Raw genomic sequence first — 24,281 nt, forward strand, 5'->3', positions numbered from 1 at the left:
GGGCCAAAACTGACTTTCGTCGACGAACGCGGCCCCGTCATGATCTGCCGCCAGCAACAAGGCTGAACCGATGCCCGCTTTCGTGCCCGATCTGTCCGTTATTCTAACCTTCGCCCTCGCCGCCTTCGTACTCGCCATTACGCCGGGGCCGGACATGGCGCTGCAAATGTCGCGCGCCATCAATTACGGCCGCGCCCATGGCTTTGCCACCGCCGCCGGCGCCATGACCGGCATAGTCGTTCACACGACGCTGGTGGCGTTGGGCATTTCAGTGCTGATCGTGGCAGCGCCAACAGCGTTCTGGGTCCTCAAGATCGCCGGGGCGATCTACCTGCTGTGGCTGGCCTATCAGGCCATCGTGCATGGCGGCGGCTTGCGGCTGGCCGAACGCGCCACAAGAGTGCCGACACTCAAGGAAAGCTTTGCCACCGGGGTTGGCATCAACCTGCTCAACCCCAAAGTGCTGCTGTTCTTCATGACCTTCCTGCCCCAGTTCGTCGATCGCCACGACGCGGCGGCGCCGGCAAAACTGTTCTTCCTCGGGGCCGAGTTCATCGTGGTGTCGATCCCGCTGGCGATCATCATGGTGCTGGCGGCGGAGAAACTGGCCGGGGTGTTGCAAACCAATGTCTGGGTCAGCCGGGCGTTGAACTGGACCTTTGCCGGCGTGTTCACCGCGTTTGCGGCGACGATCCTGCTGGCCGAGGGGCGGCGTTAGACTACCCGGAACGATCCCGACCATGTTCCGTTAGTCAGCCGAACGAGGACCGATCCATGGACGTGTTGCGCATCATTCTTTCCGTCATCATCCCGCCGGTCGGGGTGTTTTTGCAGGTCGGCATCGGGCTGCAGTTCTGGCTCAATATCCTGCTGACGCTGCTGGGCTATTTCCCGGGGCTCATCCACGCCATCTGGGTCATCACCCGGGACTGAAGCTCACCCCGCCAGCGCTTCGCGGTCTTTCTTGCTCAGGCGTTCCGTCTCGCTCTTGAGCTGGCCGCATGCCGCAAAGATATCGCGGCCGCGGGGGGTACGGACGGGGCTGGCATAGCCGGCGGCGTTGACGATGTCGGCGAAGCGCTCGATGCGCGACGAGGGTGAGGTGCCGTAATTGCTGCCTGGCCAGGGATTGAACGGGATCAGGTTGATCTTGGCGGGAATATTGGCCAAGAGCCGTACCAGTTCGCGCGCATCGGCATCGGTATCGTTGATGCCGTCGAGCATCACATATTCAAAGGTGATCCGGCGGGAATTGGAGACGCCGGGATAATTGCGGCAGGCCTCGAGCAGTTCCTTGAGCGGATACTTCTTGTTGATCGGCACCAGCACGTCGCGCAGGTCATCGTTGACCGCATGCAGCGAGATGGCGAGCATCACGTCGATTTCGCGCCCGGTCGGCTCGATATAGGGCACGACGCCCGAGGTCGATAGCGTGATACGGCGGCGGCTGAGGCTCATGCCGTCCCCGGCCTGGGCGATTAGCAGCGCCTGCTTGACGTTTTCGTAGTTATAAAGCGGCTCGCCCATGCCCATCATCACCACATTGGTGATGGCGCGGGTATCGCCATGGGGCACGAGGCCGCCATCGTTGGGGCGCACGCCGCCGGGGAAATCACCCAGCCGCTCGCGGGCCATCAGTACCTGACCAAGGATTTCGCCTGCCGTCAGGTTCCGCACCAGCTTCTGCGTGCCGGTATGGCAGAACGAGCAGGTCAGCGTGCAACCCACCTGGGACGAGACACAAAGTGTCCCGCGATCTTCTTCGGGGATGTAGACGGTTTCGACTTCGACCGGAGGATAGTTCGGATTGGCGGGGTCGCGGAAGCGAAACAGCCATTTGCGGGTGCCGTCGGAGGACACCTGCTCGGAGACGATTTCGGGCCGGTCGAGAATAAAGCTGTCGGCCAGCAGCTGGCGCACCGGCTTGGCCACATTGGTCATCTTGTCGAAATCGGTGACGCCGTTGACATAGAGCCAGTTCCACAACTGGCTGGCCCGCATGCGGCTTTCCTTCTCGGCAATCCCGACGCCCTGCAGCGCCTCGGCCAGCATCGGCTTGCTCAACCCGATCAGCGACGGCCGACTGAGCGAGGCAGGGCGGATGGCGCTGGAATGATCGAGATTAAGAGCAATGCTCATGGCAAAGGGCGTCCGGACTTTAGGAAGTGGCGCGGCCAATACCATATAGGCGCAGTTTGCGCAAAGTCAGGGGGTGGGGACGGGGAATGCGTGGGGCGCAGTCGTGGGGCGTAATGATGTGTCACCTTTGCACGACCACAACGCTCACCCCACCCACCGCATTTCCCGCGGACTTGATCCGCGGGCCTCTGGTAGCGCGTGCCAGATTGAGAATGGCCCCCGGATCAAGTCCGGGGGAAGACCGGTGATTGGGGATGCAGAAGCGGACTGAGTTGCCGCGGGAGTCTTAGCTGCAATCCGCCATGGCCTGCGAGGCAGCCGTGGCGCCGGACAGGGAAAAGGTCTCGACTATCTTGATGCCGGCCGCCGACGTGCCTTCGACCACCATGCTGGAGCCGGCGCGGATGGCGCTGGCCAGGGTGGCGCTCTGGCCGGCATCGTCGAGCCAGGCAGCATCGTTCTGGGTGAACAGGTTGAACACCTGCCCGCTGACATTGACCGTGGCGGCACTATCGGGCGCAAAGGTAAAGCCGGCGACCAGGTTGAACTCGTTGGCGACGTTCTCGCCGGGGCGATTGGTGATGTAGAGGCTGCCCGCCGCATAGCCGTCGGGCTCGGGCGAGACTTTCTTGGGCTTGGTCATGGCAAAGCAGACCGGGCCGGTGCCGTCGGTCGCCGCATAGGACGACCAGTCGCGATAATCACCCAAGAGGCGCACATTTTGCGCGGCGGCCGATCCGGCCATGATGACGGTGGCGGTGACCGCCAGCAGCAGCGCGCGCAGGGACATTGAACTTGGCCTCATCAATTCTGCAGACAATATCGCGTGGATCGCCTTGCCCAATTATGGCGTTTGCGCGCCGCGGGCAACCGCAAAGTCGCGGTTCACCCCATAGTCATGCCAAGGCCCCCGTCGTTGGACGGAGGCCGCAGCCATAGGGAGCGATCAGGCGCAGGCAGCGTCGATGGCTTTCATCGCCGCCGTGGCGCCGCTCAGCGAATAGGTATCGCTGGTATTGGTGCCGCGTTGGCTGGTGCCCTTGACGACCAGATTAGTGCCGGCCTTGAACGCCGCCACGAACCCGCCTTCGTCGCCGGTCGAAGCCAGCCAGCCGGCCGAGCCTTCCACCACCATCGGATAGGTCTTGCCATCGATAGCCGCGCTCGCCTTGGCGTCGGTGGCATTATACGGATAGCCGATAATGGTCTGGACTTCGTTCTTGGTGCCCATCCCCTTGCGGTGGATGATCATGAAATGGATCGGGTCGCGATTGGCGCCATTGGGTTCGCTTGCCGAGGGCGCTGCCGAAATATAGCAGATCTTGCCGCTTGCATCGGTCGCGGTCCAGGCGGACCAGGCGTTGAAAGTGCCCAGTTCCGTGGCAGCCGCCTGCTGCGCCTGTGCGGCAGGCGCCAAAGCCATCAATGCGGCCACCGCAAGCCCAACAACAAGGCCACCGGTTTTCGTCATCATTGCCAAATCATCCTCTGTTTATCGGTCCGTGGTCGAGAACCTGCGCCCGCAAGCTTGCCCCCGACAGGGTTACCAGGAAGTCAAACGCCGCCGCATTTGATTAAAACCTGCAATGAGGGGCAATCATGACGGCAATTTGGCGCGCGGTTCAGCTGTGATCAGCGTTTGCCCCGCTATGGTTAAGGTTTCGCTAACAAGAGCGTGAACGTGATGGTTTTAAACGCCTAAGCGGCCAGCGGATAGCTCTGCTCGACCACATAGGGGCCCCCGCCCACGGAGTCCTTGCTGGAAAACAGCACGAACCGCCCGACCGTGAAGGTGAGCGGCTCGAAGCGGCCCGATTGCGCCAGGAACCACGCCACATCCTGCGCGCTGGAACCGCGCAGCCGCGCCAGCGACACATGCGGCACGAACTTGCGCCCCTCGGGCTCCAGCCCCGCCCGTTGCAACACCCGCTCCTGCGCGGCCTGCAGCCGCACCAAGCTCTCGTTAACATCGGCGCCTGCATAGAGCGCCCGCGGCGTATTGCCCCCAAAGGTCGCCAGATGATTGAGCCGCACCTGGAACGACAGGGAATTGCTGAGCCGGTCGAGGCTGTCGGCCACATCATCGGCGGTGGTGTTGTCCACGTCGCCGATGAAGCGCAGCGTGATGTGGTAATTTTCGGGATCGATCCAGCGCGCGCCAGTGAGGCCGCCGCGCTTCATCGAAAGTGCCAATCCCACTTCGGCGGGGATTTCGAGGCCGGTAAAGAGCCGGGGCATATAACCCTCCTCTTCAAAAAGGACGACGAATACAAGGGTGATTTGCCCACCAAGCCTAGCACAAGGAATCTGGCCGAACAGGGCCTTATTGTCACGCTCGGCGGAGCGGCCTTGTAAAAAGCGGGGTCTGCATCCATATTCTTCGCAAGTGGCAGGAAATGCCTCCGGCGGAGCAGAAATCCGCATCCGATTGCTAGGGAAAGGATCACGACTATGGCTGAATATGACCGTCAGACCCTCAATGCGCGGGCCGGCTCGGCCGCTGCCATTGACGAGGGCCTACGCAGCTACATGCTGCGCGTTTACAATTACATGGGTATCGGCCTGGTCGTGACCGGCCTCGTGGCGTATTTCGCCAATGCCGCCGCCCTGACCACCAATGCCGACAACGCCGTGGGCACGCTCGCCAATGGCACGATGGTCACCCAGTGGGGCGCCCTGCTCTATACCAGCCCGCTGGCCTGGGTCGTCATGCTGGCGCCACTCGCCTTTGTGATGGTGCTGAGCTTCGGCATCAACAAGATGAGCGTGGGCACCGCCCAGCTCGTGTTCTGGGCGTTTGCCGCGGTCATGGGCCTGTCGCTGTCGTCGATCTTCCTGGTCTATACCGGCGCCTCGATCTCCAAGGTGTTCTTCATCACCGCCGCCACTTTCGGCGCGATGAGCCTTTACGGCTACACCACCAAGCGCGACCTGACCTCGATCGGCAACTTCCTGATGATGGGCCTGATCGGCCTCATCATCGCCTCGGTCGTGAACATCTTCCTGCAATCCGACTTCATGTCGTGGGTGATCTCGGCCGTCGGCGTGCTGATCTTCGTGGGCCTGACCGCCTATGACACGCAGAAGATCAAGGAAAGCTACAACGAGGCGCATGGCATGGACGTGATGGCCAAGAATGCCATCATGGGCGCGCTGTCGCTCTACCTCGACTTCATCAACCTGTTCATGATGCTGCTCCGCCTGTTCGGCAACCGCAACTAACAGGATCGCCAGCCAGCAATTTGGTTGGACGACAAATCGGGCCGCGGTCTACAAAGACCGCGGTCCTTTTGTTTTTCCCGGTTGCCGTTCATGTCTGAAATTTTGCTGCGCCCCTTCGCCTGGGGCGACGTCCCCGCCATCACCGCTATCTACAAGCATTACTGCGAGACCTCGACGGCGACCTTCGATCTGGAAGCGCCCGGCCCGACCTATATCGCCGAAAAGTTTGGCCACATGCTCGAAGCCGGCCATCCTGTGGTCATCGCCGAACGCGGCGGCGAACTCATCGGCTACGCCTATGCGTCGACCTACCGGCCGCGCCCAGCCTATCGCTTCACCTGCGAGGACTCGATCTACCTGCGCGCCGACGCCACCGGCATGGGTCTCGGCCGCACGCTGCTGGCCGAACTGATCGCCCAAAGCCAGACCTTCGGCTTCAAGCAGATGATCGCCGTCATCACCGCCGAATCGGCCGCCTCCATCGCCCTGCACGAGAAATTCGGGTTTCACACCGTGGGCCGGCACGAGGCATTAGGGCTGAAGTTCGACCGCTGGCTGGATGTGGTGCATATGCAGAGGGCGCTTTAGAGCGTCTTCCGCATTGGGTAGCCGTTGACCACGCGCCCGCCGGCCTGCGGGCCGTCCGATTGCCAGCCGCGGCTTTCGTAAAACCGGCGGGCCGTCAGGGTCGCTTCGAGGCGGCCCTCGCTGTGCCCGAGCGCGAGCAAGGCGATCTCCAGCCGCGCCAGCATGGCGGTGCTGATACCCGAAAAGCGCGCGGCGGGGGTGACGTAGTTGAGGCCGACATGGCCATCGGTGATCACCGCGCCGACGGCGACGATCACACTATCGCGTTCCGCGACGTAGATTTGCAGGCCAGGATTGGCCAGCATCGTGGCGACGCCGTCTTGGCTCTTGTTGGCTGTCCACGCCGCAATGGCGCGAGCATCCCCGCCATGGTCGGCCGCACAAAGTTCGGTGATTGAGCTCGTCAGCACCGCGCTCATGGCCGGCACGTCGGCTGGCGTCGCCAAGCGGATAGTCACGTTCGGCACCAAGTGACGATTACCCTACCACCGCCAATTGCGGATCGAGCACGCGCAACACCACCGCCAGCTCGTGGCCGCGCTTGAGAATACGGCCCTGCTGGTTGGTCACGGTGTATTGCCCCTGCTTGTTGCGCATCTTGGGGGTCTTTTCCACGATGAACAGTGGCCGCTCGGAGACGCGGGCATAGATCGAGAACACGGCCCGGTCGCGTAAAAAGTCCATGGCATAGTCGCGCCATTCGCCCTGCCCGACCTTGCGGCCATAGACATTGAGAATTGTCGCTAGCTCGCGCCGATCGAACGCCACGATATTCGGCACCTTGCTGGCTACCGGAACCGTCGGCGGATCACTAACATGCACCAGCGACAGACTGACATTGTGCTGGTCTGGGGTACGGCCTTGCGCCAAGTCCCTAAGCCTCCGCGTCATTGGGATGTCATGATTGCCAGATTTGCCCGCACTGGCAAGCGCTTTGCGCCGCCCTCGCCCAGAAATGAAGATTCCCCATTTTGGTCACATTCTGTCCCTGTCCTCGCCAGAATGCGCAGTCAATCTGTGTCCATTGCCTCCAGTGATCGGCAGCCGGGCTGAATGAGCCCCCAAACCTGAGGCCCGGCTGCTGATCGCCTCCAAGTTGACCAGTCAATCTTTTCCCCTCCCTGCCCCCAGGGAGGGGATTTGTTTTTGGGGCTCCGCGCCGAAGGATGCGTTGAGATTTAGGTCAGGCCGCGTCGAGACCGGTGGCTATCGAGAACCGGAGCGGAGCGTACATCTGTATGTGAGCACCGGAAGCGCAGATAACCGCCGTTCGCAGACCGGCATCACCTAAGCTCAATGCGCCCTACTTCTCGAACGCGGCAGCGCCGATGATCGCGCCCGGCAGGCCATCGTCGTCCTGCTGCACCAGCACGGCAACGCCGGTGCTATTCTGGTCGAGCACTTCGTCGAGGGGCAACTTGAGCTGGGCGCCGGTGGCGGCTTCCCACATGCCCAGCACCTGCCGCTTGGTCACCACCTGGGTATAGACCATGGTCTTGCCGGCATTCTCGCCGCTGTCGATCTTGACTTCGGCCCGATCGCGATAGGTCACCAGCCACACCACGGCATCGCTCTCGCCGGCGCGCGGCGGCACGGCGATCTTGAGCATTTGGCTGGTCGTGGTGATGGTCACCGGCAGGCTGAGCGTGGCGGCATCAAGTGCCGTCTGCACCTCGGTGCGGCGCGAGCCGACCACGTCCTTGGTGCCGTTGATCACCATTTGCGGGGTATAGATGCGCGAGGAATGCCAGCCCTTGGCATAGGAGCGCTGCAGTTTGGAATTGTCGGCATTTCCGAACGTGTCGGGCCAGCCCACATAGTCCCAATAATCGACATGATAGGCCAGCGCGATGACATCATCGTCGTCCGCAAGGCTGGTCAGCAGGGCATCGGCGGGTGGGCAGGAGGCGCAGCCCTGGCTGGTGAACAACTCCACCACCGCCTTGGGATGGGCTCGCAGCGTCTCCGCCGTCGCCGGAGCGAGCATAGCGAGAACTGCGGCAAAACCAGTCATGAGGCCAAGCAGGCGTCTTGCGATCATGGGCATTCTTGTAAGTCAGCCCGACATGGTCTCGCCAGTCAATTCAGGGTGAGAAGGCAAATTGCTGCGGCGCAAGGTTTTCTGCGCTAATAATCGCGAAAAACCGCTTCGAGATTATAGCCATCGGGGTCCAGCACATAGGCAGCGTGATAGCGCGGATCGTATTTTTCGCGCGGACCGGGTGCGCCGTTGTCGCGGCCCCCAGCAGCCAGGGCCGCGTCGTAAAATGCCCGCAACGCCTCGGCGCTTTCGGCCGGGAAGGCGAAATGGATTGCCTCGGGATGCGGCACACCCTGCTTGAGCCAGAAATACAAGGCGCGATTGCTGCCGAACCCGATCAGGTCGGCATGACCGTGCGGCCCCTCATAGTGCACGCCGTGGGTAATGCCGAGCGGCGCCAGGGCCGCGCGGTAGAAGGCTGTGGACCGTTCGGTGTCGGAGACGGTGAGGACGATATGATCGAGCATGGCGTTTCCTTTGCTGGCAAGGCGGTCCTAGCCGCCCCTGGTGTCAGGCGCTGTCAGCAGTAAACCTTTGCCAGAATACAAATTGCCGGGCCGCGCGGGTTCTGCTCTGCTGCCCAACAGGACATTTGGGGGAATAGAGCATGCGAACATTTCTACGACGGATACCAACGGCCTTGTGGCTCATCGTCGCGACGATGATTTCAGCAGGCCCCGTCGCCGCACAGGATCTGGGTGGCGTGACCAATATGACCCGCAGTCCCGGGCACGGCACCCAGGTCGAATACGTGGCCGAGGGCGGCAAGACTTATCTCTGGTATCCGGGCAATACCAACATCCTCAAGGGCCAATGGAAACTCGAGGACGGCAATATGTGCTTTGCTTATGGGCCAAACAGCTACAACCCGGTGACCAAGCAGCGCGGCGGCTGGGAATGCGAGCCCGTCCGGGCCTATCAGGGCGGCATCGCCAAGCAGGTGTCGGGCGATCCGATGGGCCTGGCGGGACGCCGTGCAGTGCCGTTCGATCTGACCGGCCAGTCGATCTCGCTCGACCAGATCCTCGCCATGGTGATCAATCCGGGCCCACCTGCCATTGGCGGGGATTTCAGTTGCGAGGGCGTCATCGCCAATGCCGAACGCAGCAAAAGCGACATGTCGATCGCAGCCGGCACGTATTTCAGCGGCATGTTCATGGGCAAACGCTGCGTCGATGTGGACTATGCGCGCGCCTTTGCTCTCGCCGAGAAATCCGGCACCGGCGTGGACGGCTATCTCAAGGTGCTGCGCGAGCGCGCCGCCACCGGCAATCCAAGGGCCGAATCGGCACTGCGCCGCCTGGGCTACGAACTCACCGCCGACTAACAAAAATGGCGGCCCACAGGCCGCCATTTTAAAATCCGAAACCCGAAAGCCTTACGCGGCGACGAGGCTGCGCAGCACGTATTGCAGAATGCCGCCATGCTTGTAGTAGTCGAGCTCATTGGCGGTATCGATACGGCAGAGCGTTTCCACGTTGAGGCTGGTGCCATCGGCGCGGGTGATTTTGACCGTCACCTTGGAGCGCGGCACGATACCGTTGACGTCATCGATCGAGACCGTCTCGGTGCCGTCCAGCCCCAGCGTCTGCCAGCTTTCGCCGTCCTTGAACTGCAGCGGAATGACGCCCATGCCGACCAGGTTGGAGCGATGGATGCGCTCGAAGGACTGGGCGATCACGGCGCGCACGCCGAGCAGGTTAGTGCCCTTGGCCGCCCAGTCGCGCGATGAGCCGGTGCCGTATTCCTTGCCGGCAAACACCACCAATGGGGTGCCTGCGGCCTGGAACGCCATGGCGGCATCATAGATGGCCATCTGCGAGCCATCGGGGCCCTTGGTGTAGCCACCCTCGACGCCCGGCAGCATCTGGTTCTTGATGCGGATATTGGCAAAAGTGCCGCGCATCATGACTTCATGATTGCCGCGACGGGCGCCGTAGGAGTTGAAATCGCGCGGCGCGACCTGATGCTCTTCCAGATATTTGCCGGCGGGGGTGGTGGCCTTGAACGAGCCGGCCGGAGAAATGTGGTCGGTGGTGATCGAATCGAGGAACAGCGCCAGCACCCGTGCATTGGCCACGTCGGTGATCGGCTTGGGCTCCATGGTCATGCCCTCGAAATAGGGCGGGTTCTGCACATAGGTCGAACCGCCGTTCCAGCCATAGGTCTCGCTGTCATCGATGGCGATGTTCTGCCAATTGGTATCGCCCTTGAACACGTCCGAGTAACGGCCCTGGAACATCTCCTTGGTGACGTGCTTGCGCACGATTTCGGCGACTTCGAGATTGGTCGGCCAGATGTCCTTGAGATAAACCGGCTGGCCGTTTGAGCCGGTGCCGAGCGCATCCTTGGTGATATCGATCTTCATCGAGCCGGCGAGTGCATAAGCCACCACCAGCGGCGGCGAGGCGAGGAAGTTCGCCTTGACGTCGGGGTTCACCCGGCCTTCGAAGTTACGATTGCCCGACAGCACCGAGGCGGCAACGATGTCGCCGGCCTGCACAGCCTTGGAGATTTCCACCGGCAACGGACCAGAATTGCCGATGCAGGTGGTGCAGCCATAACCCACGAGGTTGAAGCCGATTGCGTCGAGATCGGCGGAGAGCCCGGCGCTATCGAGATAATCGGTCACCACCTGCGAGCCGGGGGCCAGCGAGGTCTTGACCCAGGGCTTGCTGTCGAGACCGAGCGCACGGGCCTTGCGGGCCACGAGGCCAGCGGCGACCAGCACCGAGGGGTTGGACGTATTGGTGCAGGAGGTGATCGCGGCGATCACCACGTCGCCATGCCCGATGGTGTAATCGGCGCCATCGACGGGCACGCGCACGTCATCGGTCTTGCCAAATTCCTTGGGCAGCGCCAGCGCAAAAGCCTGCTTGGCATTATCGAGCGCGATACGGTCCTGCGGACGCTTGGGGCCTGAGATCGACGGCACGACAGTGGTGAGATCGAGTTCCAGCGTCGAGGTGAACACCGGGTCGGGCGAGCTGGCGTCGCGGAACATGCCCTGCGCCTTGGAATAGGCTTCGACCAGCGCCACGCGGTGCGGGTCACGGCCCGAGGTCGTGAGGTACTGCAGCGTATCGGCATCGACCGGGAAATAGCCGCAGGTGGCGCCATATTCGGGAGCCATGTTGGCGATGGTCGCCTGGTCTTCCAGCGACAGGTAATCGAGGCCGGGGCCGTAGAATTCGACGAACTTGCCGACCACGCCCTTCTTGCGCAGCATTTCGGTGACGGTTAGCACCAGATCGGTGGCGGTGATGCCTTCATTTATCTTGCCGGTCATCTTGAATCCGACGACTTCGGGGATCAGCATGGTGTTCGGCTGGCCCAGCATGGCGGCTTCCGCCTCGATGCCGCCGACGCCCCAGCCGAGCACGGCGAGGCCATTGACCATGGTGGTGTGCGAATCGGTGCCGACCAGCGTGTCCGGATAGGCGACGGTTTCGCCGTCCTCATCCTTGATCCACACGGTCTGGGCGAGGTATTCCAGGTTCACCTGATGGCAGATGCCGGTGCCGGGTGGCACGACGCGGAAGTTGTCGAAGGCTTTCTGGCCCCAGCGCAGAAATTCATAGCGCTCGCCATTGCGCTCATATTCCAGCTCGACGTTCTGGCCGAACGAAGCGGCGGTGCCGAAATTGTCCACCATCACCGAGTGATCGATGACCAGATCGACGGGCACCAGCGGATTGATCTTCTGCGCATCGGCGCCCAGCGCCTTGGTGGCGTCGCGCATCGCGGCCAGATCCACCACCGCGGGAACGCCGGTGAAATCCTGCATCAGCACGCGGGCCGGACGATACGAGATTTCCTGCTCGGAGGTGCGGCTCTTGAGCCATTCGGCGACGGCCAGAATATCGGCGCGCGTCACGGTGCGATCGTCCTCGAAGCGCAGCAGGTTTTCCAGCACCACCTTCATCGAACCGGGCAGCGCCGAAACGCCGGCCAGACCATTCTTTTCGGCCTCGGGAATGGAGAAATACGTGTAGGTCTTGCCGCCGACCACCAGGGTCTTTTTCGACTTGAAGCTGTTCAAAGAGGCCATCGGGTCCCGCCCTGTCATTCGATTTGCTGCTGTGAAGACAGTGTTTAGCCCGCCGGCCGTTAACACCGCCTTTTCTGGAATGACTCCAAACTAATGGCGTTATAGAGAACAAAGATTGGGCTTGCCAGCACGACCATGGCTTCAATACGAGAAGGGGTCATGACCGAACGGCAAGTCTTTGGCTCCCTGGCCCTTTCCGCGCACGCTCTGGCCGTCGGCCGCGGCGGCATTGCGCTTGCCCAAGGGCTGGAATTCAAGGTCCAAAACGGCAAATGCCTGCTGCTGCGCGGCCCCAATGGGGTTGGTAAATCCACCCTGTTGCTGACGCTGGCCGGGATCGTCGAGGCTTTGGACGGATCGTTCAAACTGGAGGGTCCCACGTCCGAAGATGGCCCGCTGCTCCACTATTGCGGCCACCGCAATGCGATCAAGCCGCGATTGAGTGTGCTGGAGAACCTCGACTTCTGGGCGCAGCTCAATGGCCCGACCGGCGCCGCATCCCTTGAGGCTTTGGAGACCGTCGGTCTCGATCATGTGGCGGGGCTCGACGCTGGCTATCTTTCTGCCGGCCAGGGCCGCCGGCTCGCCCTCGCGCGGCTGCTGGTTTCGGCGCGCCCGCTGTGGCTGCTCGATGAACCCACCGCCGCGCTCGATACCGAAGGCCATGACCTTGTCACGCGCCTGATCGACGCGCATCTGGAGGCTGGCGGGCTGGTGGTCGCCGCCACTCACGATCCGATCACCCCTACCGATCCCAACCGTGTCGAAACCCTGGTCATGGCGGGTATCCATTGAGCGCCTTCGCCGCCGTTATCGCCCGCGAACTGCGCCTCTCAATCCGCACCGGCGGCGACGTGCTGACGCTGGTGCTGTTCTTCGTCATGATCGGCGTTGTCGTGCCCTTCGCCGTTGGCCCCGATCGCGAACTGCTCTCCCGCCTCGCGCCGGGCGTAGTCTGGATCGCCGCGTTCCTGTCCATGCTGCTCGGGCTCGACCGGCTGTTCCGCGCCGACCATGAGGACGGCACGCTGATCCTGTTGCGCCATGCCGACCTGCCGTTTTGGGCCGTGGTTGCCGCAAAAGTGATGGCCCACTGGGTCGTCTCGGCCGTGCCGCTGATCGTCGCCAGCCCACTCCTCGCAGTCATGCTGGCGCTCGATGGCAGCGCCTTCTGGCGGGTCGTGCTGTCGCTGCTGGTCGGCACTCCCGCACTGGCGGCTTTGGGCGCCATCGGGGCCGCCGTCACCGTATCGATTCGGCGCGGCGGGTTGATTGCGCCGGTGCTGATCCTGCCTTTGGCGGTGCCGGTGCTCATCTTTGGCGTCGGCGCCATTTCCACCGGGCCGGGACCGGACCTTTCCGGCTCCGCCCTGTTGTTCCTTGCGGCAATCAGCCTCATCACGCTGGCGCTCTCTCCCTTCGCCGCCGCCCTTGCGATAAGCTCGGGCGAGGATTAGGACCGTCCGATGACCACCGACACCGCGCCAAAACCCAGTTTCTGGAACCGCCTCGCCCATCCTGGCCAGTTCGTGGCGTTGACGCGGCCATTGCTGTGGCCGCTGACCATCATCACCGCGGCACTGTTTATCGCTGGATTGTGGTTCGCCTTCTTCAATTCGCCCGAGGACTACCAGATGGGCGATACGGTGCGCATCATGTACATCCACGTGCCCACCGCCTGGCTCAGCCAGTTCGTCTACGGCATCATGGCGGTCTCGGCGATCGGCTCGCTGGTCTGGCGCCACCCCATGGCCGACGTCTCGATGAAAGCCGCCGCGCCATTGGGCGCCACCTTCACCGCATTGGCGCTGTTCACCGGCTCGCTCTGGGGTCGTCCCACCTGGGGCACGTTCTGGGAATGGGACGGGCGCATGACCTCGACCCTGGTGCTGCTGCTGATTTATCTGGGCATCGTGGCGCTGTGGCGCGCCTTCGATGACCAGCTCCGCGCCGCCCGCGTCATCGCGGTGTTCACCCTGGTGGGCGCCATCAACATTCCCATCATCAAGTTTTCGGTCGATTGGTGGAGCACACTGCACCAGCCCTCGAGCGTCTTCACCATGAGCGGCCCGCATATGCCGCCTTCGATCCTGACGCCGCTGCTGGTGATGGCCATCGCCTTCACCATGCTGTTCCTGACCCTGCATCTCAAAGCCATGCATACCGAAGTCGCCCGCCGCCGCCTGATGGCGCTGCAGCGCCAGGCCGCCCAAACCGGAAAAACGGCATGATCAACCTTGGCCCCCACGCCGTCTTCATCATCTGTGCCTATGCGGGCGTCACCCTCGCTGTCGCCGCATTGATCTTCTGGACGCTATTCGACGCTCGCCGCACCGCGAGCAAAATGGCGGCGCTGGAAGCGCGCGGCATTCGCCGCCGCTCCGCGGGACCTGCCGCCTGATGCGCTTTGTATTATTCGCCCTGCCGCTAGTGGTGCTGGTCGCGCTGTTCGCCATCTTCGCCGGCTCGATCAACCGCGACCCCAGCCTGATCCGCTCGGTGATGATCGACAAGCCAGCGCCTCAGTTTACCCTGGCCCCCGTCGCGGCGCTCGGCGTGCCGGGCTTCGATACCGCCAGCCTCAAGGGCCAGGTGACCGTGGTCAACGTCTTTGCCAGCTGGTGCATTCCCTGCCGCGCCGAGCATCCGCTCCTGACGGCCATGAAGGACGTCGCCGGCGTGCGCCTCTTCGGCATCAACCAGAGTGACGCGCCCGAAAACGCCAAGAAATTCCTCGATGAGCTGGGTAATCCCTATGATGCCGTCGGCGCCGACAGCGATCGCCGCGTCTCCATCGACTGGGGCGTCTATGGCGTGCCCGAAACCTTCGTGGTCAATGCCGATGGGATTATAACCTTCAAGGTCACCGGCCCGCTGACCCCGCAAACGCTGGACAACGAACTGCTCCCCGCCATCGCCAAGGCGCGCGGCTGAGCCATGGCGGATGCTCCGTACGGCTGGGAGGTCGAAGACGGCGCCATCGTCCTGCCCGGCGGCGGGACCTATACCCTAAAACCCCAACCCATCCCCCTGGCCACCATCACCGCCACGCGCATCGAGCGCCTTCGCCGCTGGTCCAATGACGCCCTCTTCTGCATTGCCATCGGCATCGGCACCAGCGCCCTTGGCCTGGTCGTCCCCGACTTCGGCCTCACCACCTTCGTGCTGGGCTTCGCCCTCATCGTCATTGGCCTGTTGATCGCGCTGTTCACCAAGCCGGTCTACGCGCTGATCGTCAGCAGCGGCGGTGCAGAGACGGTGGTGGCCAAAGACCCCAACAGAGCCACGCTCGAAGCCGCTAGCGCCGCGCTCGACCGGCTGCGCGCTTCCGAACCAACCTAAAAGTCGCTGGTCAGCCCCTTGATCTCCCAATCCCCATAACGCGCGGGCTCCAGTCCGCCGCGGCCGCCCTTTTCGGCTGGGGCGCTGGCGACTTTGGCCTCGATTTCGCGCCGCCGCGCTTCGGCCTCGGCGAGCGCCCGCTGGGCGGCGGGTGTCAAAGGCTTGCGTGGCGCATCCTGAATTTCGTCGGACATCGAGCCCTCCTTCATTACGCTTTGGTCATCCGCACTTGCATGCAACCATCGGTTGCACGACATATTTGCCTGTCACGCGCGTTTGTCGAGGTCCCGATGTTCAATGCCTTCCGCACCACCGTCCTCCTGGCTGCGCTGACCGCGATCTTCATGGCGGTCGGCTATTTCATCGGCGGCTCCGGCGGCATGATGATCGCCTTCGGCGTGGCGCTGGTGACCAATCTCATCGGCTACTGGAATTCCGACCAGCTTGTGCTGCGCATGCAGAATGCCCAGCCGGTCGAGAGAAGCCGCGTGCCCGAACTCTATGACATGGTCGACACGCTGTCCAAGCGCGCCGGTATTCCCACCCCGGCCGTCTATGTCATCGAGACCGACCAGCCCAATGCCTTCGCCACCGGGCGCGATCCTAATCACGCCGCGGTCGCCGTCTCCACCGGCCTGCTGCGAAGCCTGCAAACCCGCGAAATCGCCGGCGTCGTCGCCCACGAGCTGGCCCATATCCGCAACCGCGACACACTGACCATGACCATCACCGCCACCTTTGCGGGTGCCATCGGCATGCTGGCGCAGTTCGGCTTCTTCTTTGGCGGCGGTGGCAATAACCGCAACAATCCGCTCGGGCCCTTTGGCGGCATTTTGATGCTGATCCTTGCCCCTATGGCCGCAGCTCTGGTCCAGATGGCGGTCAGCCGCACCCGCGAATACGAGGCCGACCGCCACGGCGCCGAGATTTCCGGCGATCCACTGGCTCTGGCCTCGGCACTGGGCAAGATCGCCGCCAGCGCCGGCCACACCGTCAATGTCGCGGCCGAACGCAGCCCCGCCATGGCCCATATGTACATCATCAATCCCCTGTCGGGCCGAGCCATGGACAACCTGTTTTCCACCCACCCCGATACCGGCAATCGCATTAATGCACTGCGCCAGCTTGCAGCGGAGATGAGTGTGGACGATAAGGGCCGCAGGCCTCAGCCCCGTCCAACCGCGCAGAACACTGCGCCGGTCAGCGGCGGCGGCTGGCGCGTGCCGACTGTCGGACGAACCGACGAGGACGGCGGACAACGGGGTCCCTGGGGCTAAGAGCACCTATTGGCTAAGTCTAAAAAACCTGAACCGGCGGGACTTGCGCTTCGCCTCGCCGCCGCGCAGCGCCTCCGCGCTGTCCTCAACGGCGACAATTTCATTCCGCTGGGGGCCAGCGACGTCGCCGACAGCCGCGACCGCGCGCTGGCCAACCGGCTGGTGACCACCGCCCTGCGCCGCCAGGGCCAACTCAATTTCATCATCCATGCGCTGCTCGACAAGGGCATGCCCGGCAAGTCCGGTACCTTCGAGGCCGTGCTGCGCCTAAGCCTGGCGCAACTGGTGTTCCTGCCCGATCTGGGCGCTCACAGCGCGCTGTTTCTCGCCGTCGAGGCGGTCAAGCGCGACACCAAGGCCCGCCACCTGTCCGGGCTGATGAATGCCGTATTGCGCACTGCCCAGGCCAATTCGGCCAAGTTCTCAATGCTCGAAGACGACCTGCTCATCCCCGACACCTTTGGGGATACCTGGCTCAAGGCCTATGGGGAGGACGCCATCGATGCCTTCACCGAGGCTTTGCTGGCCGGTGCTCCCCTGGATATCACCCTCAAGCAGAATGACCCCGAACTGATCGAAGCGCTGGGCGCCAGCCCGGTGATCGTCGACACGGTGCGTGTCGATACCCGCGACCGCCCCGTCGAAGCCCTGCCCGGCTTTGCCGAGGGAAGCTGGTGGGTGCAGGATGCCGCCTCCGCCATTCCGGCACGCCTGCTGAACCTGCCCGCCGGCTCGCGCGTGCTCGATCTCTGCGCCGCTCCCGGCGGCAAGACCGCGCAACTGATCAAGGCCGGCTATGCCGTCACCGCGCTCGACAACGATGCCAAGCGCATCGAACGGCTCAGCGAAAACCTTGCCCGTCTCAACTACAACGCCGACATCGTCACCGCCGATGCCGGCACTTACGCGCCCGCCGGTCTCTTCGATGGCGTGCTGCTCGACGCCCCCTGTTCGGCCACCGGAACGTTCCGTCGCCATCCCGAGGTGATCTGGCACCGCTCGGTCGCCGATGTCGAAGGCCGTGTCCGCCTGCAGCGTTCGCTGCTGATCAATGCCCTGCGCTGCCTCAAACCCGAAGGCGTGCTGATCTATTGCGTCTGTTCGCTCGAGCCCGCCGAGGGCGAAAAGCAGGTGCAATGGGCACTCGATACCCTGCCGGGCCTCGATCTGCTGCCGATTTCCAAGGACGAGATGCCGGGTCTGGAACAGGCCGTGCTGCCCTCTGGCCTCGTGCGGACCCATCCCGGCATGCGGCCCAATAATCTCGACGGCGGCATGGATGGCTTTTTCGTCGCCCGTTTCCGGCGCCGCTGAACCTTGCGGGGATTACGGCTTGGTGGTTACGGACAGGTTAACTCCATGATGCTAGAGTCGGCGCTATGCGAGTGCGAACCAGAATACGCCCGGACAAACTATTGAGCGGCATGACCACATACATTTCCACGCCGGCAGGAAAGCCGGCGAGGCAGTCCTGATGTTTGAAGGGTTCCGTTTTGCCACGCGTCGACTGGCGCTGGGCGTGGCCGATTATGCGCTGACCGTGCCGGCTTTGCGCTGGAGCTGGACCGGCTTGGCCGATGACGCCTTCGCGGGCGACCTGCCCGAGTTCCGCCCCAGCGACCGCGAAGCCGTGCGCGAAATGATGGCTGGGCGCTATCTGCTGGCCTCCAAGCTGATCGAAAGCGGCGGCACCTCGCCCTTCGGGCTTGAGGTCGAGCATGCCGACTGGCTCTGGAGCCTCAACAGTTTTTCCTGGCTGCGCCATTTCCGCGACTTGCGCGACCCCGGCGAACGCCGCTTTGCCCGCACGCTGGTGCTCGACTGGATCGGCCGCGATGGCCAGTTCACCCGCGACACCTGGGCCCCGGCGCTCTGCGCTCAGCGCGTGCTCAACTGGCTGCGCCACCTGACCCTGCTGCTCGAAGATGCCAACCCCGAACAGACCCGCACCATCCAGCGCTCGCTTGGCACCCAGATCCAGTCCCTCAAGGTGCGCCGCCGGCTGGCGGCCGACCCCACCGACGAACTGTTTGCCGCTATCGCCCTGGTGGGCGCCGAAGTCTGCGAGCAGGGCGATAAGGTCGATGTCGACAAATATGTCGAGCGGCTCAACCTGCTGCTCGATGACCAGCTCGACAATGACGGCATGCATATGTCGCGCAATCCGCGCCTGCAGATGCAATTGCTGGTCGAACTGGCCAGCGTGCGCCGCGCCCTGGGCAGCCATAAAAGCGAGGCCAGCGGCGAGCTTTCGGCCCAGGTCGAGCGCATGCATGAAAGCCTCGACGCGCTGACGCTGGGCAGCGGCGAGCCGGTCTATTTCAACGGCTGCGGGCAATTGCCCCATGACGTGCTGATCGCCGTGCAGGCCAATGGCTCGACCCGCAAGCGCAAGAGCATGCTGCTGGGTGGCTATGGCATTTTGCGCGACGGCAACTCTGTCGTGGTCGCCGATAGCGGGCTGGTGCCGCCACCAGGTCTCGCCAATGACGCCCATTCCAGCGCACTGGCCTTTGAATTCAGCCATGGCACCGAACTGATCCTGGGCTCCTGCGGCCCCGCCCCATCCGACCTGCCGGCCAGCAGACCATTGTTTCGCCAGGGTATTGCCCATTCGGCGCCCACCGTGGATGCCGAGGACGCCCAGCCGGTGGCGCGTTCGGGCTCCAGGGCCGGCCGCCTGCTGCAGTCCGGTCCCCCGCCGGCGATGACCCTGCATGCCGCCGATCATCTTCTTACTTTGACCACCTCGGGCTATGCCAAGCGCTTCGGCGTAACCCTGGAACGTCGGCTGACGCTTCTGTCGGGTGGCACGACGCTTGTGGGACAGGACCGCATGATTGCGGCTGGCGGAACTGCCAAGGGCCTCTTGGCCGTACGCTTCCATCTGGCGCCCCGCGTGGTGGTTCGGCGCATTCGCGGCGAGAGCATCGTGCGGCTGGTGCTGCCCAATGGGGCGATCTGGAGCTTTTTGTGGGAAGGCGCCGAGTTCCACGAGGAAGACAGCGTGCGCCAGTCCTCCTATGTGGGCTTTGCCAAGACGCGGCAGCTGGTGCTGGAAGCGCAGGTCAATCCCGGCGCCGAAGTAGCCTGGATCTTTACGCTGGAGCAGGCTTAGCTGTTCATCCACACCCCGAGTATCACCCCCTCCCTCCTCCCCCATCAAGGGCACTCATTAAACTGGATCGAGTCCCAAGCACCGGCAGACACCTCCCCCTTGATGGGGGAGGCTGGGAGGGGGTGACGGTTGAACACTGCACCCATGCCCTTTCCCCCGTTCCCCTGAACCCGACTTCGTGTTAGCCACCGCCCATTAGTCCAGCGCGAGGCAAAATCATGGAAACGGTCAAGATCACCCGAGCCCTTCTTTCGGTGTTCGACAAATCCGGCATGACCGATTTTGCCAAGGGCCTCTCCGATGCCGGCATCGAGCTGGTCTCGACCGGCGGCACGCACAAGCTGATCAAGGATGCCGGCCTGCCGGTCCGCGAAATCTCCGAACTCACTGGCTTCCCCGAAATGATGGACGGCCGCGTCAAGACGCTGCATCCAAAAGTGCATGGGGGCCTCTTGGCGGTTCGCGACAACGCCGCCCACAAGGCATCAATGGACGAACATGAGATCAGCCCGATCGATCTGGTGGCGGTCAACCTCTACCCGTTCGAAAAGACCGTGGCCTCCGGCGCCAGCTATGACGAGATCATCGAGAACATCGATATCGGCGGCCCCGCCATGGTGCGCTCGGCGGCCAAGAACCACGCCTTCGTGACCGTTGTGGTCGATCCCGCCGACTATCCGGCCATCCTGGCCGCCATCGCCGAAACCGGCGGCGTGCCCTATGCGCTGCGCCAGAAGCTGGCCGCCAAGGCCTATGCGCGCACCGCCGCCTATGACAGCGCCATCTCGACCTGGTTCGCCAAGGCGATCGATTATCCCGAAATCCCCTACCGCTCCTTCGCCGGTTCCTTGCGCGAAGTGATGCGCTATGGCGAGAACCCGCATCAATGGGCCGGTTTCTACGCCAATGGCGACACCCGTCCCGGTGTGGCAACCGCACGGCAGGTGCAGGGCAAGACGCTTTCCTACAACAACATCAACGACACCGACGCGGCGTTTGAGCTGGTCAGTGAATTCGATCCGGCCGAAGTCGCCGCCGTTGCCATCATCAAGCACGCCAATCCGTGCGGCGTCGCTGTCGCCGGCGATCTCCTCACCGCCTATAAAAACGCGCTGCGCACCGATCCCGTCAGCGCCTTTGGCGGCATCGTCGCCCTCAACCGCGAACTCGACGCCGCCACCGCCACTGAAATCGTCAAAGTGTTCACCGAGGTGATCGTCGCCCCTTCGGCCACCGCGGAAGCCGAAGCCATCATCGCCGCCAAGAAGAACCTGCGCCTGCTGCTGACCGGCGGCCTCGCCGATCCCAAGGCCGATGGCCTGACCGTGCGTTCAGTCGCCGGGGGCCTGCTTGTGCAGACCCGCGACAACCGCAATGTCGATGACAATGAACTGCGCGTCGTTACCAAAAAACAGCCTACCGACGCCGAAATGGCTGACCTGCGTCTGGCCGCCAAAGTCGCAAAGCACGTCAAGTCCAATGCCATCATTTATGTCAAGGACGGCGCCACTGTCGGCATCGGTGCGGGGCAGATGAGCCGGGTCGATAGCGCCCGCGTCGCCCATCGCAAGTCGATCGACGCCGCCGAGGCGGCAGGCATTTCGGGTGCGCTGACGCAGGGCTCCGTTGTCGCCTCCGACGCCTTCTTCCCGTTCGCCGACGGTCTTGAAGCCCTGGTCGCGGCCGGCGCGACCGCCGTGATCCAGCCGGGCGGCTCGATGCGCGACGACGAAGTCATTGCCGCCGCCGACGCCGCAGGGATCGCCATGGTGGTCACCGGCATGCGCCACTTCCGGCATTGACAAGCAATCTCCCAGTCGACACCTCCCCCTTGAGGGGGAGGATCAAGGTGGGGGTCTTTATCGTCGTGGCTCTCATACCCCCACCCGACCTCCCCCTGAGAGGGGAGGAGACAACGCGGTGGTTGCCGGACGATCAAAGCCGCCGCATAACCTGGATGGGCAGTTCCAGTAGCGCCGGCACCGGATCGTCGAAAGCAAAAATGGCCGGGCCGGCGAAGGGCGAAAGCGAGCGCCCCGCCGCATAGCCCAGATTGCCAGTCCGCTGCAGCGATTGCAGCAGCGACAGCGCATTGGGCACGGCGCGGACCCAGCTCGCGCCATAGCTCGCCTTAACATCGGTCGGCAAAGTCGCCGTCGCGACTGCCGCCGCCAGCACCGGAAAGTCCAGCCCGGCGGCCGCGCCCAGCCCGATCCAGGCCCAAATCCGCGTATTGACGTCGAGCAGCTTCAGCCGGTCATCACGCGCGTCGAGCTTGAACTCGACCTCCACCAGCCCGTGATAATGGACCGCCTTGAGGAGTGCCTGCGCCTCCGCCAGCACCCGCGGCTGCTCGCTGGTTTCCACGAACGGACTGGTCCCGAACTCTGCCGGAAACTGCCGCGACCGCCGCGCCGTCAGCCCGCAGACCTCGACGCCGTGGTTCCACAGCCCCGCATAGGAGAACTGGCTTTCCCCATCGCCGGGGATCAGCTCCTGCACCACAAAACCGCCTTTCCCCATATACTGCGTCGCCAGCGCATACTTCTCGACATACTCCGCCGCGCTCTCGGCCTTCCACGCCTTGGCCTTTGTCAGCGGATTGGATTTTTCCGTCGAGGACGGCTTGATTACGACCGGAAAGCGTATCTCCGACGCCGGCCGGTCCACTACCTCATCGACATGGACGCGCGGATAGTCGATCCCCAGCGTATCCGCCAGACGATAGAGTTGCGCCTTGTTGTTGAGCGGCTCCAGCGCCGCCCAGTCCTGCGTGACGAGAACAAACCGCTCCGAGAGTGCGTCAAAATTCCGCGCCACGAACTGCACTTCCGCATCGCCGCTGGGCAGCAGCAGCCAGCCGTTCATGCCCAGCCGGTCGGCGGCCGCGAACAGCGCATCGAGGGCCTTCAGATCGCCGGGTCCCTGCCAGGGCACATGATGGGTCACATAGCGGCAATATTGCGCCACGCTGCGCACGGCGCTGAAATACGAAACCCTGATGCCCTGCCGGCCAAAGCTGCGCGCCACAGCCAGGCTCCCATAGGAGCCGCCCAAGATGATCGCTCCGGCGATTTGCGGATCAGTCACTGAGAAAACCGCACGCTGGACCGCCCGCATTCTGGGAGAAAGCTTAAATTCCGCAACGGTCTATTCTTAGCGTGGCGCCGTAAAGATTTGATGAGTTGCCAGGCCGTGGAAAATGTCGCCCCGCCGGCCTTCCAGCCGCTGCGTCAGCACGCCCAGGCTGATGGCCCAGAACACCTCAGCGCCCAATGTCGCCAGCGCGATGCCCACCAGTCCCCAGAGCGGCGTCAACACCGCCGCGAGCACGACCAGCAGCACGACGGCTGCGACACACGTGGCGGCGCTGCGCACCTGATGGCCGCCAAGCGCCAGCAATTGCCCGTTCATTCCGCCCATCACCCGCACCACTTGGCTGATGAGGAAAATCAGGAGCGGCCAATAGCCGGCGGCATAGTCCGGCCCGAACAGCGCTAGCACGAGATGCCCAAAAACCAGCACGAACAGTGTCGCCGCCAGCATGGTGGCAAGGCCGGTAATATTGGTGCGCCATAACAGGGCATCGACCTCGCTCCGGCCCATCCGCGCCATCGCCGAGACCAAGTCGCGCAACACGAATTGCTGCGAGGCCGAGCTGAAGAATCCCACCAAAGCCGCGACCCGCACCGAAACCCCAAGCACCGCGACATCGCTGGGCACGAGGAAAAATCCGCCGATCAACACCACCAGATCGGCAGTCGCGCCGGCCACGATGGTGAACATCAACATCGCCGCCGCTCGCCGCCGATAGAATTTGCGCAGGTCGCGGGAGGGCTTGGCGCGCCCGCGCACAAAGGCGTTATCGGTGCCGAGCATGAGCGCCTGCCCGACCGCGACGGCAGCAGCGATCCCCACCATCGCGACCAGCACGTAATCGATGTTCCGCTGCACGCCGAGCAGCACCATGGCGCCGATAAAGCCCAGCAGCAGCGCCGGCCGCACCACGAAATCGGGCGCATAGCTGAGGGTGAAACGCTTCTGCGCATTGGCGGCGCTGTTGTTGAGCCTTATCGCCGCCAGCGGCACCGCGGCCAGCGTGCCGTAGAGGAACGCCTTGGCGGTATCGTGATCGGGCAATATCCACAGGGCCAGCAGCGACAATGCCACCAGCACCACGGCGACAACCGCCATATCGCGCCGGGCCGCATACAGAAACGCCCACACCAGTTGGCTGCGCCCGAACGCCTGGAACCGCGCCAAGTAAGTCAGCGCGATGGTGTGATAGCCGCAGGTGATGAGCAGGCTGACGAACGACGTGACGCTGATCGCAAGGAACGCCACGCCCACATCGTGCGGCACGAAGGCGCGCGCCAGCACGATCTGGCTGACAAAGCCAAACCCCGCCCCAGCCAGTCGCGCTCCCATGAGCCCGAAGACCGGCATGATGATCAGCCAGAACGATCGCATCCAAGGCTCCATGGCGGGCCACCGAAATATCGC

General features: G+C 63.5%; 27 protein-coding genes. 15 read left to right on the forward strand and 12 right to left on the reverse strand.

Annotated features, from left to right (window positions below):
* The first annotated feature begins 70 nt into the window (after positions 1 to 70).
* Together JWP26_RS20020 and JWP26_RS20025 are read left to right on the forward strand one after the other, a co-directional pair.
* Positions 71 to 718, forward strand: a complete 648-nt coding sequence (locus JWP26_RS20020; protein ID WP_299732024.1) for a LysE family translocator — start codon at positions 71 to 73, stop codon at positions 716 to 718.
* A gap of 56 nt (positions 719 to 774) precedes the next feature.
* The gene (locus tag JWP26_RS20025) at positions 775 to 933 is read left to right on the forward strand and encodes a YqaE/Pmp3 family membrane protein (protein WP_299732027.1); all 159 of its coding nucleotides are present in this window, start codon (positions 775 to 777) and stop codon (positions 931 to 933) included.
* 3 nt (positions 934 to 936) lie between these two features.
* Here JWP26_RS20025 and rlmN read toward each other — a convergent pair whose 3' ends face one another.
* The 4 genes from rlmN to thpR form a co-directional block, all read right to left on the reverse strand.
* Complete coding sequence (gene rlmN / locus JWP26_RS20030; protein ID WP_299732030.1) at positions 937 to 2,139, reverse strand: 23S rRNA (adenine(2503)-C(2))-methyltransferase RlmN; 1,203 nt, start codon at positions 2,137 to 2,139, stop codon at positions 937 to 939.
* Between the two features lie 286 nt (positions 2,140 to 2,425).
* Entirely contained in the window at positions 2,426 to 2,929 is a 504-nt protein-coding gene (locus JWP26_RS20035) for an invasion associated locus B family protein (protein ID WP_299732032.1), read from the reverse strand.
* A gap of 156 nt (positions 2,930 to 3,085) precedes the next feature.
* Positions 3,086 to 3,613, reverse strand: coding sequence for an invasion associated locus B family protein (locus JWP26_RS20040; RefSeq protein WP_299732035.1), 528 nt, complete (start codon positions 3,611 to 3,613; stop codon positions 3,086 to 3,088).
* Positions 3,614 to 3,837: 224 nt separating this feature from the next.
* Positions 3,838 to 4,377, reverse strand: coding sequence for an RNA 2',3'-cyclic phosphodiesterase (gene thpR / locus JWP26_RS20045; protein WP_299732038.1), 540 nt, complete (start codon positions 4,375 to 4,377; stop codon positions 3,838 to 3,840).
* 213 nt (positions 4,378 to 4,590) lie between these two features.
* Here thpR and JWP26_RS20050 point away from each other — a divergent pair, with 213 nt between their 5' ends.
* Together JWP26_RS20050 and JWP26_RS20055 are read left to right on the forward strand one after the other, a co-directional pair.
* On the forward strand, positions 4,591 to 5,361 hold the full coding sequence (locus JWP26_RS20050; RefSeq protein ID WP_299732041.1) for a Bax inhibitor-1/YccA family protein: 771 nt from the start codon (positions 4,591 to 4,593) through the stop codon (positions 5,359 to 5,361).
* Positions 5,362 to 5,451: 90 nt separating this feature from the next.
* Entirely contained in the window at positions 5,452 to 5,949 is a 498-nt protein-coding gene (locus JWP26_RS20055) for a GNAT family N-acetyltransferase (RefSeq protein WP_299732044.1), read from the forward strand.
* Here JWP26_RS20055 and JWP26_RS20060 read toward each other — a convergent pair.
* The 4 genes from JWP26_RS20060 to JWP26_RS20075 all read right to left on the reverse strand — a co-directional run bounded on the left by JWP26_RS20060 (position 5,946) and on the right by JWP26_RS20075 (position 8,457).
* Positions 5,946 to 6,407, reverse strand: a complete 462-nt coding sequence (locus JWP26_RS20060) for a GNAT family N-acetyltransferase (RefSeq protein ID WP_299732047.1) — start codon at positions 6,405 to 6,407, stop codon at positions 5,946 to 5,948. The two genes, JWP26_RS20055 and JWP26_RS20060, sit on opposite strands and share 4 nt — an antisense overlap.
* 19 nt (positions 6,408 to 6,426) lie before the next feature.
* A complete protein-coding gene (locus JWP26_RS20065; protein WP_299732050.1) occupies positions 6,427 to 6,819 on the reverse strand; it encodes a DUF2794 domain-containing protein in 393 nt (130 codons plus the stop codon).
* A gap of 433 nt (positions 6,820 to 7,252) precedes the next feature.
* Positions 7,253 to 7,990, reverse strand: coding sequence for a thioredoxin family protein (locus JWP26_RS20070; RefSeq protein ID WP_299732053.1), 738 nt, complete (start codon positions 7,988 to 7,990; stop codon positions 7,253 to 7,255).
* Between the two features lie 86 nt (positions 7,991 to 8,076).
* Complete coding sequence (locus JWP26_RS20075; protein ID WP_299732056.1) at positions 8,077 to 8,457, reverse strand: VOC family protein; 381 nt, start codon at positions 8,455 to 8,457, stop codon at positions 8,077 to 8,079.
* Between the two features lie 173 nt (positions 8,458 to 8,630).
* On the opposite strand from JWP26_RS20075, the gene JWP26_RS20080 reads away from it, so the two are divergent.
* Entirely contained in the window at positions 8,631 to 9,317 is a 687-nt protein-coding gene (locus tag JWP26_RS20080; RefSeq protein WP_299732059.1) for a hypothetical protein, read from the forward strand.
* 51 nt (positions 9,318 to 9,368) lie between these two features.
* Here JWP26_RS20080 and acnA read toward each other — a convergent pair whose 3' ends face one another.
* On the reverse strand, positions 9,369 to 12,041 hold the full coding sequence (gene acnA / locus JWP26_RS20085) for an aconitate hydratase AcnA (RefSeq protein WP_299732062.1): 2,673 nt from the start codon (positions 12,039 to 12,041) through the stop codon (positions 9,369 to 9,371).
* A gap of 159 nt (positions 12,042 to 12,200) precedes the next feature.
* Between acnA and ccmA the strand changes: the two genes are divergently transcribed.
* Genes ccmA through JWP26_RS20115 form a run of 6 tightly spaced genes read left to right on the forward strand, consistent with a single transcriptional unit; the run spans position 12,201 to position 15,383 of the window.
* Positions 12,201 to 12,836, forward strand: a complete 636-nt coding sequence (gene ccmA / locus JWP26_RS20090; RefSeq protein WP_299732065.1) for a heme ABC exporter ATP-binding protein CcmA — start codon at positions 12,201 to 12,203, stop codon at positions 12,834 to 12,836.
* Positions 12,833 to 13,498 (forward strand): heme exporter protein CcmB, encoded by a 666-nt coding sequence (ccmB, locus tag JWP26_RS20095; RefSeq protein ID WP_299732068.1) that lies wholly within the window; start codon positions 12,833 to 12,835, stop codon positions 13,496 to 13,498. The genes ccmA and ccmB overlap by 4 nt, the downstream gene beginning before the upstream one ends.
* A 9-nt stretch (positions 13,499 to 13,507) precedes the next feature.
* Positions 13,508 to 14,272, forward strand: coding sequence for a heme ABC transporter permease (locus JWP26_RS20100; protein WP_299732071.1), 765 nt, complete (start codon positions 13,508 to 13,510; stop codon positions 14,270 to 14,272).
* On the forward strand, positions 14,269 to 14,442 hold the full coding sequence (gene ccmD / locus JWP26_RS20105) for a heme exporter protein CcmD (RefSeq protein ID WP_299732074.1): 174 nt from the start codon (positions 14,269 to 14,271) through the stop codon (positions 14,440 to 14,442). The genes JWP26_RS20100 and ccmD overlap by 4 nt, the downstream gene beginning before the upstream one ends.
* Positions 14,442 to 14,975, forward strand: a complete 534-nt coding sequence (locus JWP26_RS20110; RefSeq protein ID WP_299732077.1) for a DsbE family thiol:disulfide interchange protein — start codon at positions 14,442 to 14,444, stop codon at positions 14,973 to 14,975. Before ccmD ends, JWP26_RS20110 begins: the two co-directional genes overlap by 1 nt.
* A 3-nt stretch (positions 14,976 to 14,978) precedes the next feature.
* Positions 14,979 to 15,383, forward strand: a complete 405-nt coding sequence (locus tag JWP26_RS20115; protein ID WP_299732080.1) for a DUF6232 family protein — start codon at positions 14,979 to 14,981, stop codon at positions 15,381 to 15,383.
* Here JWP26_RS20115 and JWP26_RS20120 read toward each other — a convergent pair.
* Positions 15,380 to 15,577, reverse strand: a complete 198-nt coding sequence (locus tag JWP26_RS20120; protein ID WP_299732083.1) for a DUF1674 domain-containing protein — start codon at positions 15,575 to 15,577, stop codon at positions 15,380 to 15,382. The two genes, JWP26_RS20115 and JWP26_RS20120, sit on opposite strands and share 4 nt — an antisense overlap.
* 96 nt (positions 15,578 to 15,673) lie before the next feature.
* On the opposite strand from JWP26_RS20120, the gene htpX reads away from it, so the two are divergent.
* From htpX to purH, 4 genes are all read left to right on the forward strand, one after another.
* Positions 15,674 to 16,660 (forward strand): zinc metalloprotease HtpX, encoded by a 987-nt coding sequence (htpX, locus tag JWP26_RS20125; RefSeq protein ID WP_299732086.1) that lies wholly within the window; start codon positions 15,674 to 15,676, stop codon positions 16,658 to 16,660.
* A gap of 9 nt (positions 16,661 to 16,669) precedes the next feature.
* Complete coding sequence (locus JWP26_RS20130) at positions 16,670 to 17,974, forward strand: RsmB/NOP family class I SAM-dependent RNA methyltransferase (protein ID WP_299732089.1); 1,305 nt, start codon at positions 16,670 to 16,672, stop codon at positions 17,972 to 17,974.
* 160 nt (positions 17,975 to 18,134) lie between these two features.
* On the forward strand, positions 18,135 to 19,778 hold the full coding sequence (locus tag JWP26_RS20135) for a heparinase II/III family protein (protein ID WP_299732092.1): 1,644 nt from the start codon (positions 18,135 to 18,137) through the stop codon (positions 19,776 to 19,778).
* A gap of 218 nt (positions 19,779 to 19,996) precedes the next feature.
* The gene (gene purH, locus JWP26_RS20140) at positions 19,997 to 21,580 is read left to right on the forward strand and encodes a bifunctional phosphoribosylaminoimidazolecarboxamide formyltransferase/IMP cyclohydrolase (protein WP_299732095.1); all 1,584 of its coding nucleotides are present in this window, start codon (positions 19,997 to 19,999) and stop codon (positions 21,578 to 21,580) included.
* A 133-nt stretch (positions 21,581 to 21,713) separates the two neighbouring features.
* On the opposite strand, the gene JWP26_RS20145 is transcribed toward purH, so the two are convergent.
* A complete protein-coding gene (locus JWP26_RS20145; RefSeq protein ID WP_299732098.1) occupies positions 21,714 to 22,868 on the reverse strand; it encodes an ATP-grasp domain-containing protein in 1,155 nt (384 codons plus the stop codon).
* 66 nt (positions 22,869 to 22,934) lie between these two features.
* The gene (locus tag JWP26_RS20150) at positions 22,935 to 24,248 is read right to left on the reverse strand and encodes a hypothetical protein (protein WP_299732101.1); all 1,314 of its coding nucleotides are present in this window, start codon (positions 24,246 to 24,248) and stop codon (positions 22,935 to 22,937) included.
* Positions 24,249 to 24,281: the final 33 nt, after the last annotated feature.

Origin of the sequence: Devosia sp., assembly GCF_028290435.1 — a bacterium.
In the GTDB taxonomy this organism is placed as follows: Bacteria; Pseudomonadota; Alphaproteobacteria; order Rhizobiales; family Devosiaceae; genus Devosia.

Excerpts from the sequence above, each read along its gene's own strand:
- JWP26_RS20020 (WP_299732024.1), top strand. The coding sequence starts at position 71 with ATGCCCGCTTTCGTGCCCGATCTGTCCGTTATTCTAACCTTCGCCCTC.
- JWP26_RS20025 (WP_299732027.1), top strand. The coding sequence starts at position 775 with ATGGACGTGTTGCGCATCATTCTTTCCGTCATCATCCCGCCGGTCGGG.
- rlmN (WP_299732030.1), bottom strand. The coding sequence starts at position 2,139 with ATGAGCATTGCTCTTAATCTCGATCATTCCAGCGCCATCCGCCCTGCC.
- JWP26_RS20035 (WP_299732032.1), bottom strand. The coding sequence starts at position 2,929 with ATGTCCCTGCGCGCGCTGCTGCTGGCGGTCACCGCCACCGTCATCATG.
- JWP26_RS20040 (WP_299732035.1), bottom strand. The coding sequence starts at position 3,613 with ATGATGACGAAAACCGGTGGCCTTGTTGTTGGGCTTGCGGTGGCCGCA.
- thpR (WP_299732038.1), bottom strand. The coding sequence starts at position 4,377 with ATGCCCCGGCTCTTTACCGGCCTCGAAATCCCCGCCGAAGTGGGATTG.
- JWP26_RS20050 (WP_299732041.1), top strand. The coding sequence starts at position 4,591 with ATGGCTGAATATGACCGTCAGACCCTCAATGCGCGGGCCGGCTCGGCC.
- JWP26_RS20055 (WP_299732044.1), top strand. The coding sequence starts at position 5,452 with ATGTCTGAAATTTTGCTGCGCCCCTTCGCCTGGGGCGACGTCCCCGCC.
- JWP26_RS20070 (WP_299732053.1), bottom strand. The coding sequence starts at position 7,990 with ATGATCGCAAGACGCCTGCTTGGCCTCATGACTGGTTTTGCCGCAGTT.
- JWP26_RS20075 (WP_299732056.1), bottom strand. The coding sequence starts at position 8,457 with ATGCTCGATCATATCGTCCTCACCGTCTCCGACACCGAACGGTCCACA.
- acnA (WP_299732062.1), bottom strand. The coding sequence starts at position 12,041 with ATGGCCTCTTTGAACAGCTTCAAGTCGAAAAAGACCCTGGTGGTCGGC.
- ccmA (WP_299732065.1), top strand. The coding sequence starts at position 12,201 with ATGACCGAACGGCAAGTCTTTGGCTCCCTGGCCCTTTCCGCGCACGCT.
- JWP26_RS20100 (WP_299732071.1), top strand. The coding sequence starts at position 13,508 with ATGACCACCGACACCGCGCCAAAACCCAGTTTCTGGAACCGCCTCGCC.
- ccmD (WP_299732074.1), top strand. The coding sequence starts at position 14,269 with ATGATCAACCTTGGCCCCCACGCCGTCTTCATCATCTGTGCCTATGCG.
- JWP26_RS20110 (WP_299732077.1), top strand. The coding sequence starts at position 14,442 with ATGCGCTTTGTATTATTCGCCCTGCCGCTAGTGGTGCTGGTCGCGCTG.
- JWP26_RS20115 (WP_299732080.1), top strand. The coding sequence starts at position 14,979 with ATGGCGGATGCTCCGTACGGCTGGGAGGTCGAAGACGGCGCCATCGTC.
- JWP26_RS20120 (WP_299732083.1), bottom strand. The coding sequence starts at position 15,577 with ATGTCCGACGAAATTCAGGATGCGCCACGCAAGCCTTTGACACCCGCC.
- htpX (WP_299732086.1), top strand. The coding sequence starts at position 15,674 with ATGTTCAATGCCTTCCGCACCACCGTCCTCCTGGCTGCGCTGACCGCG.
- JWP26_RS20135 (WP_299732092.1), top strand. The coding sequence starts at position 18,135 with ATGTTTGAAGGGTTCCGTTTTGCCACGCGTCGACTGGCGCTGGGCGTG.
- purH (WP_299732095.1), top strand. The coding sequence starts at position 19,997 with ATGGAAACGGTCAAGATCACCCGAGCCCTTCTTTCGGTGTTCGACAAA.
- JWP26_RS20150 (WP_299732101.1), bottom strand. The coding sequence starts at position 24,248 with ATGCGATCGTTCTGGCTGATCATCATGCCGGTCTTCGGGCTCATGGGA.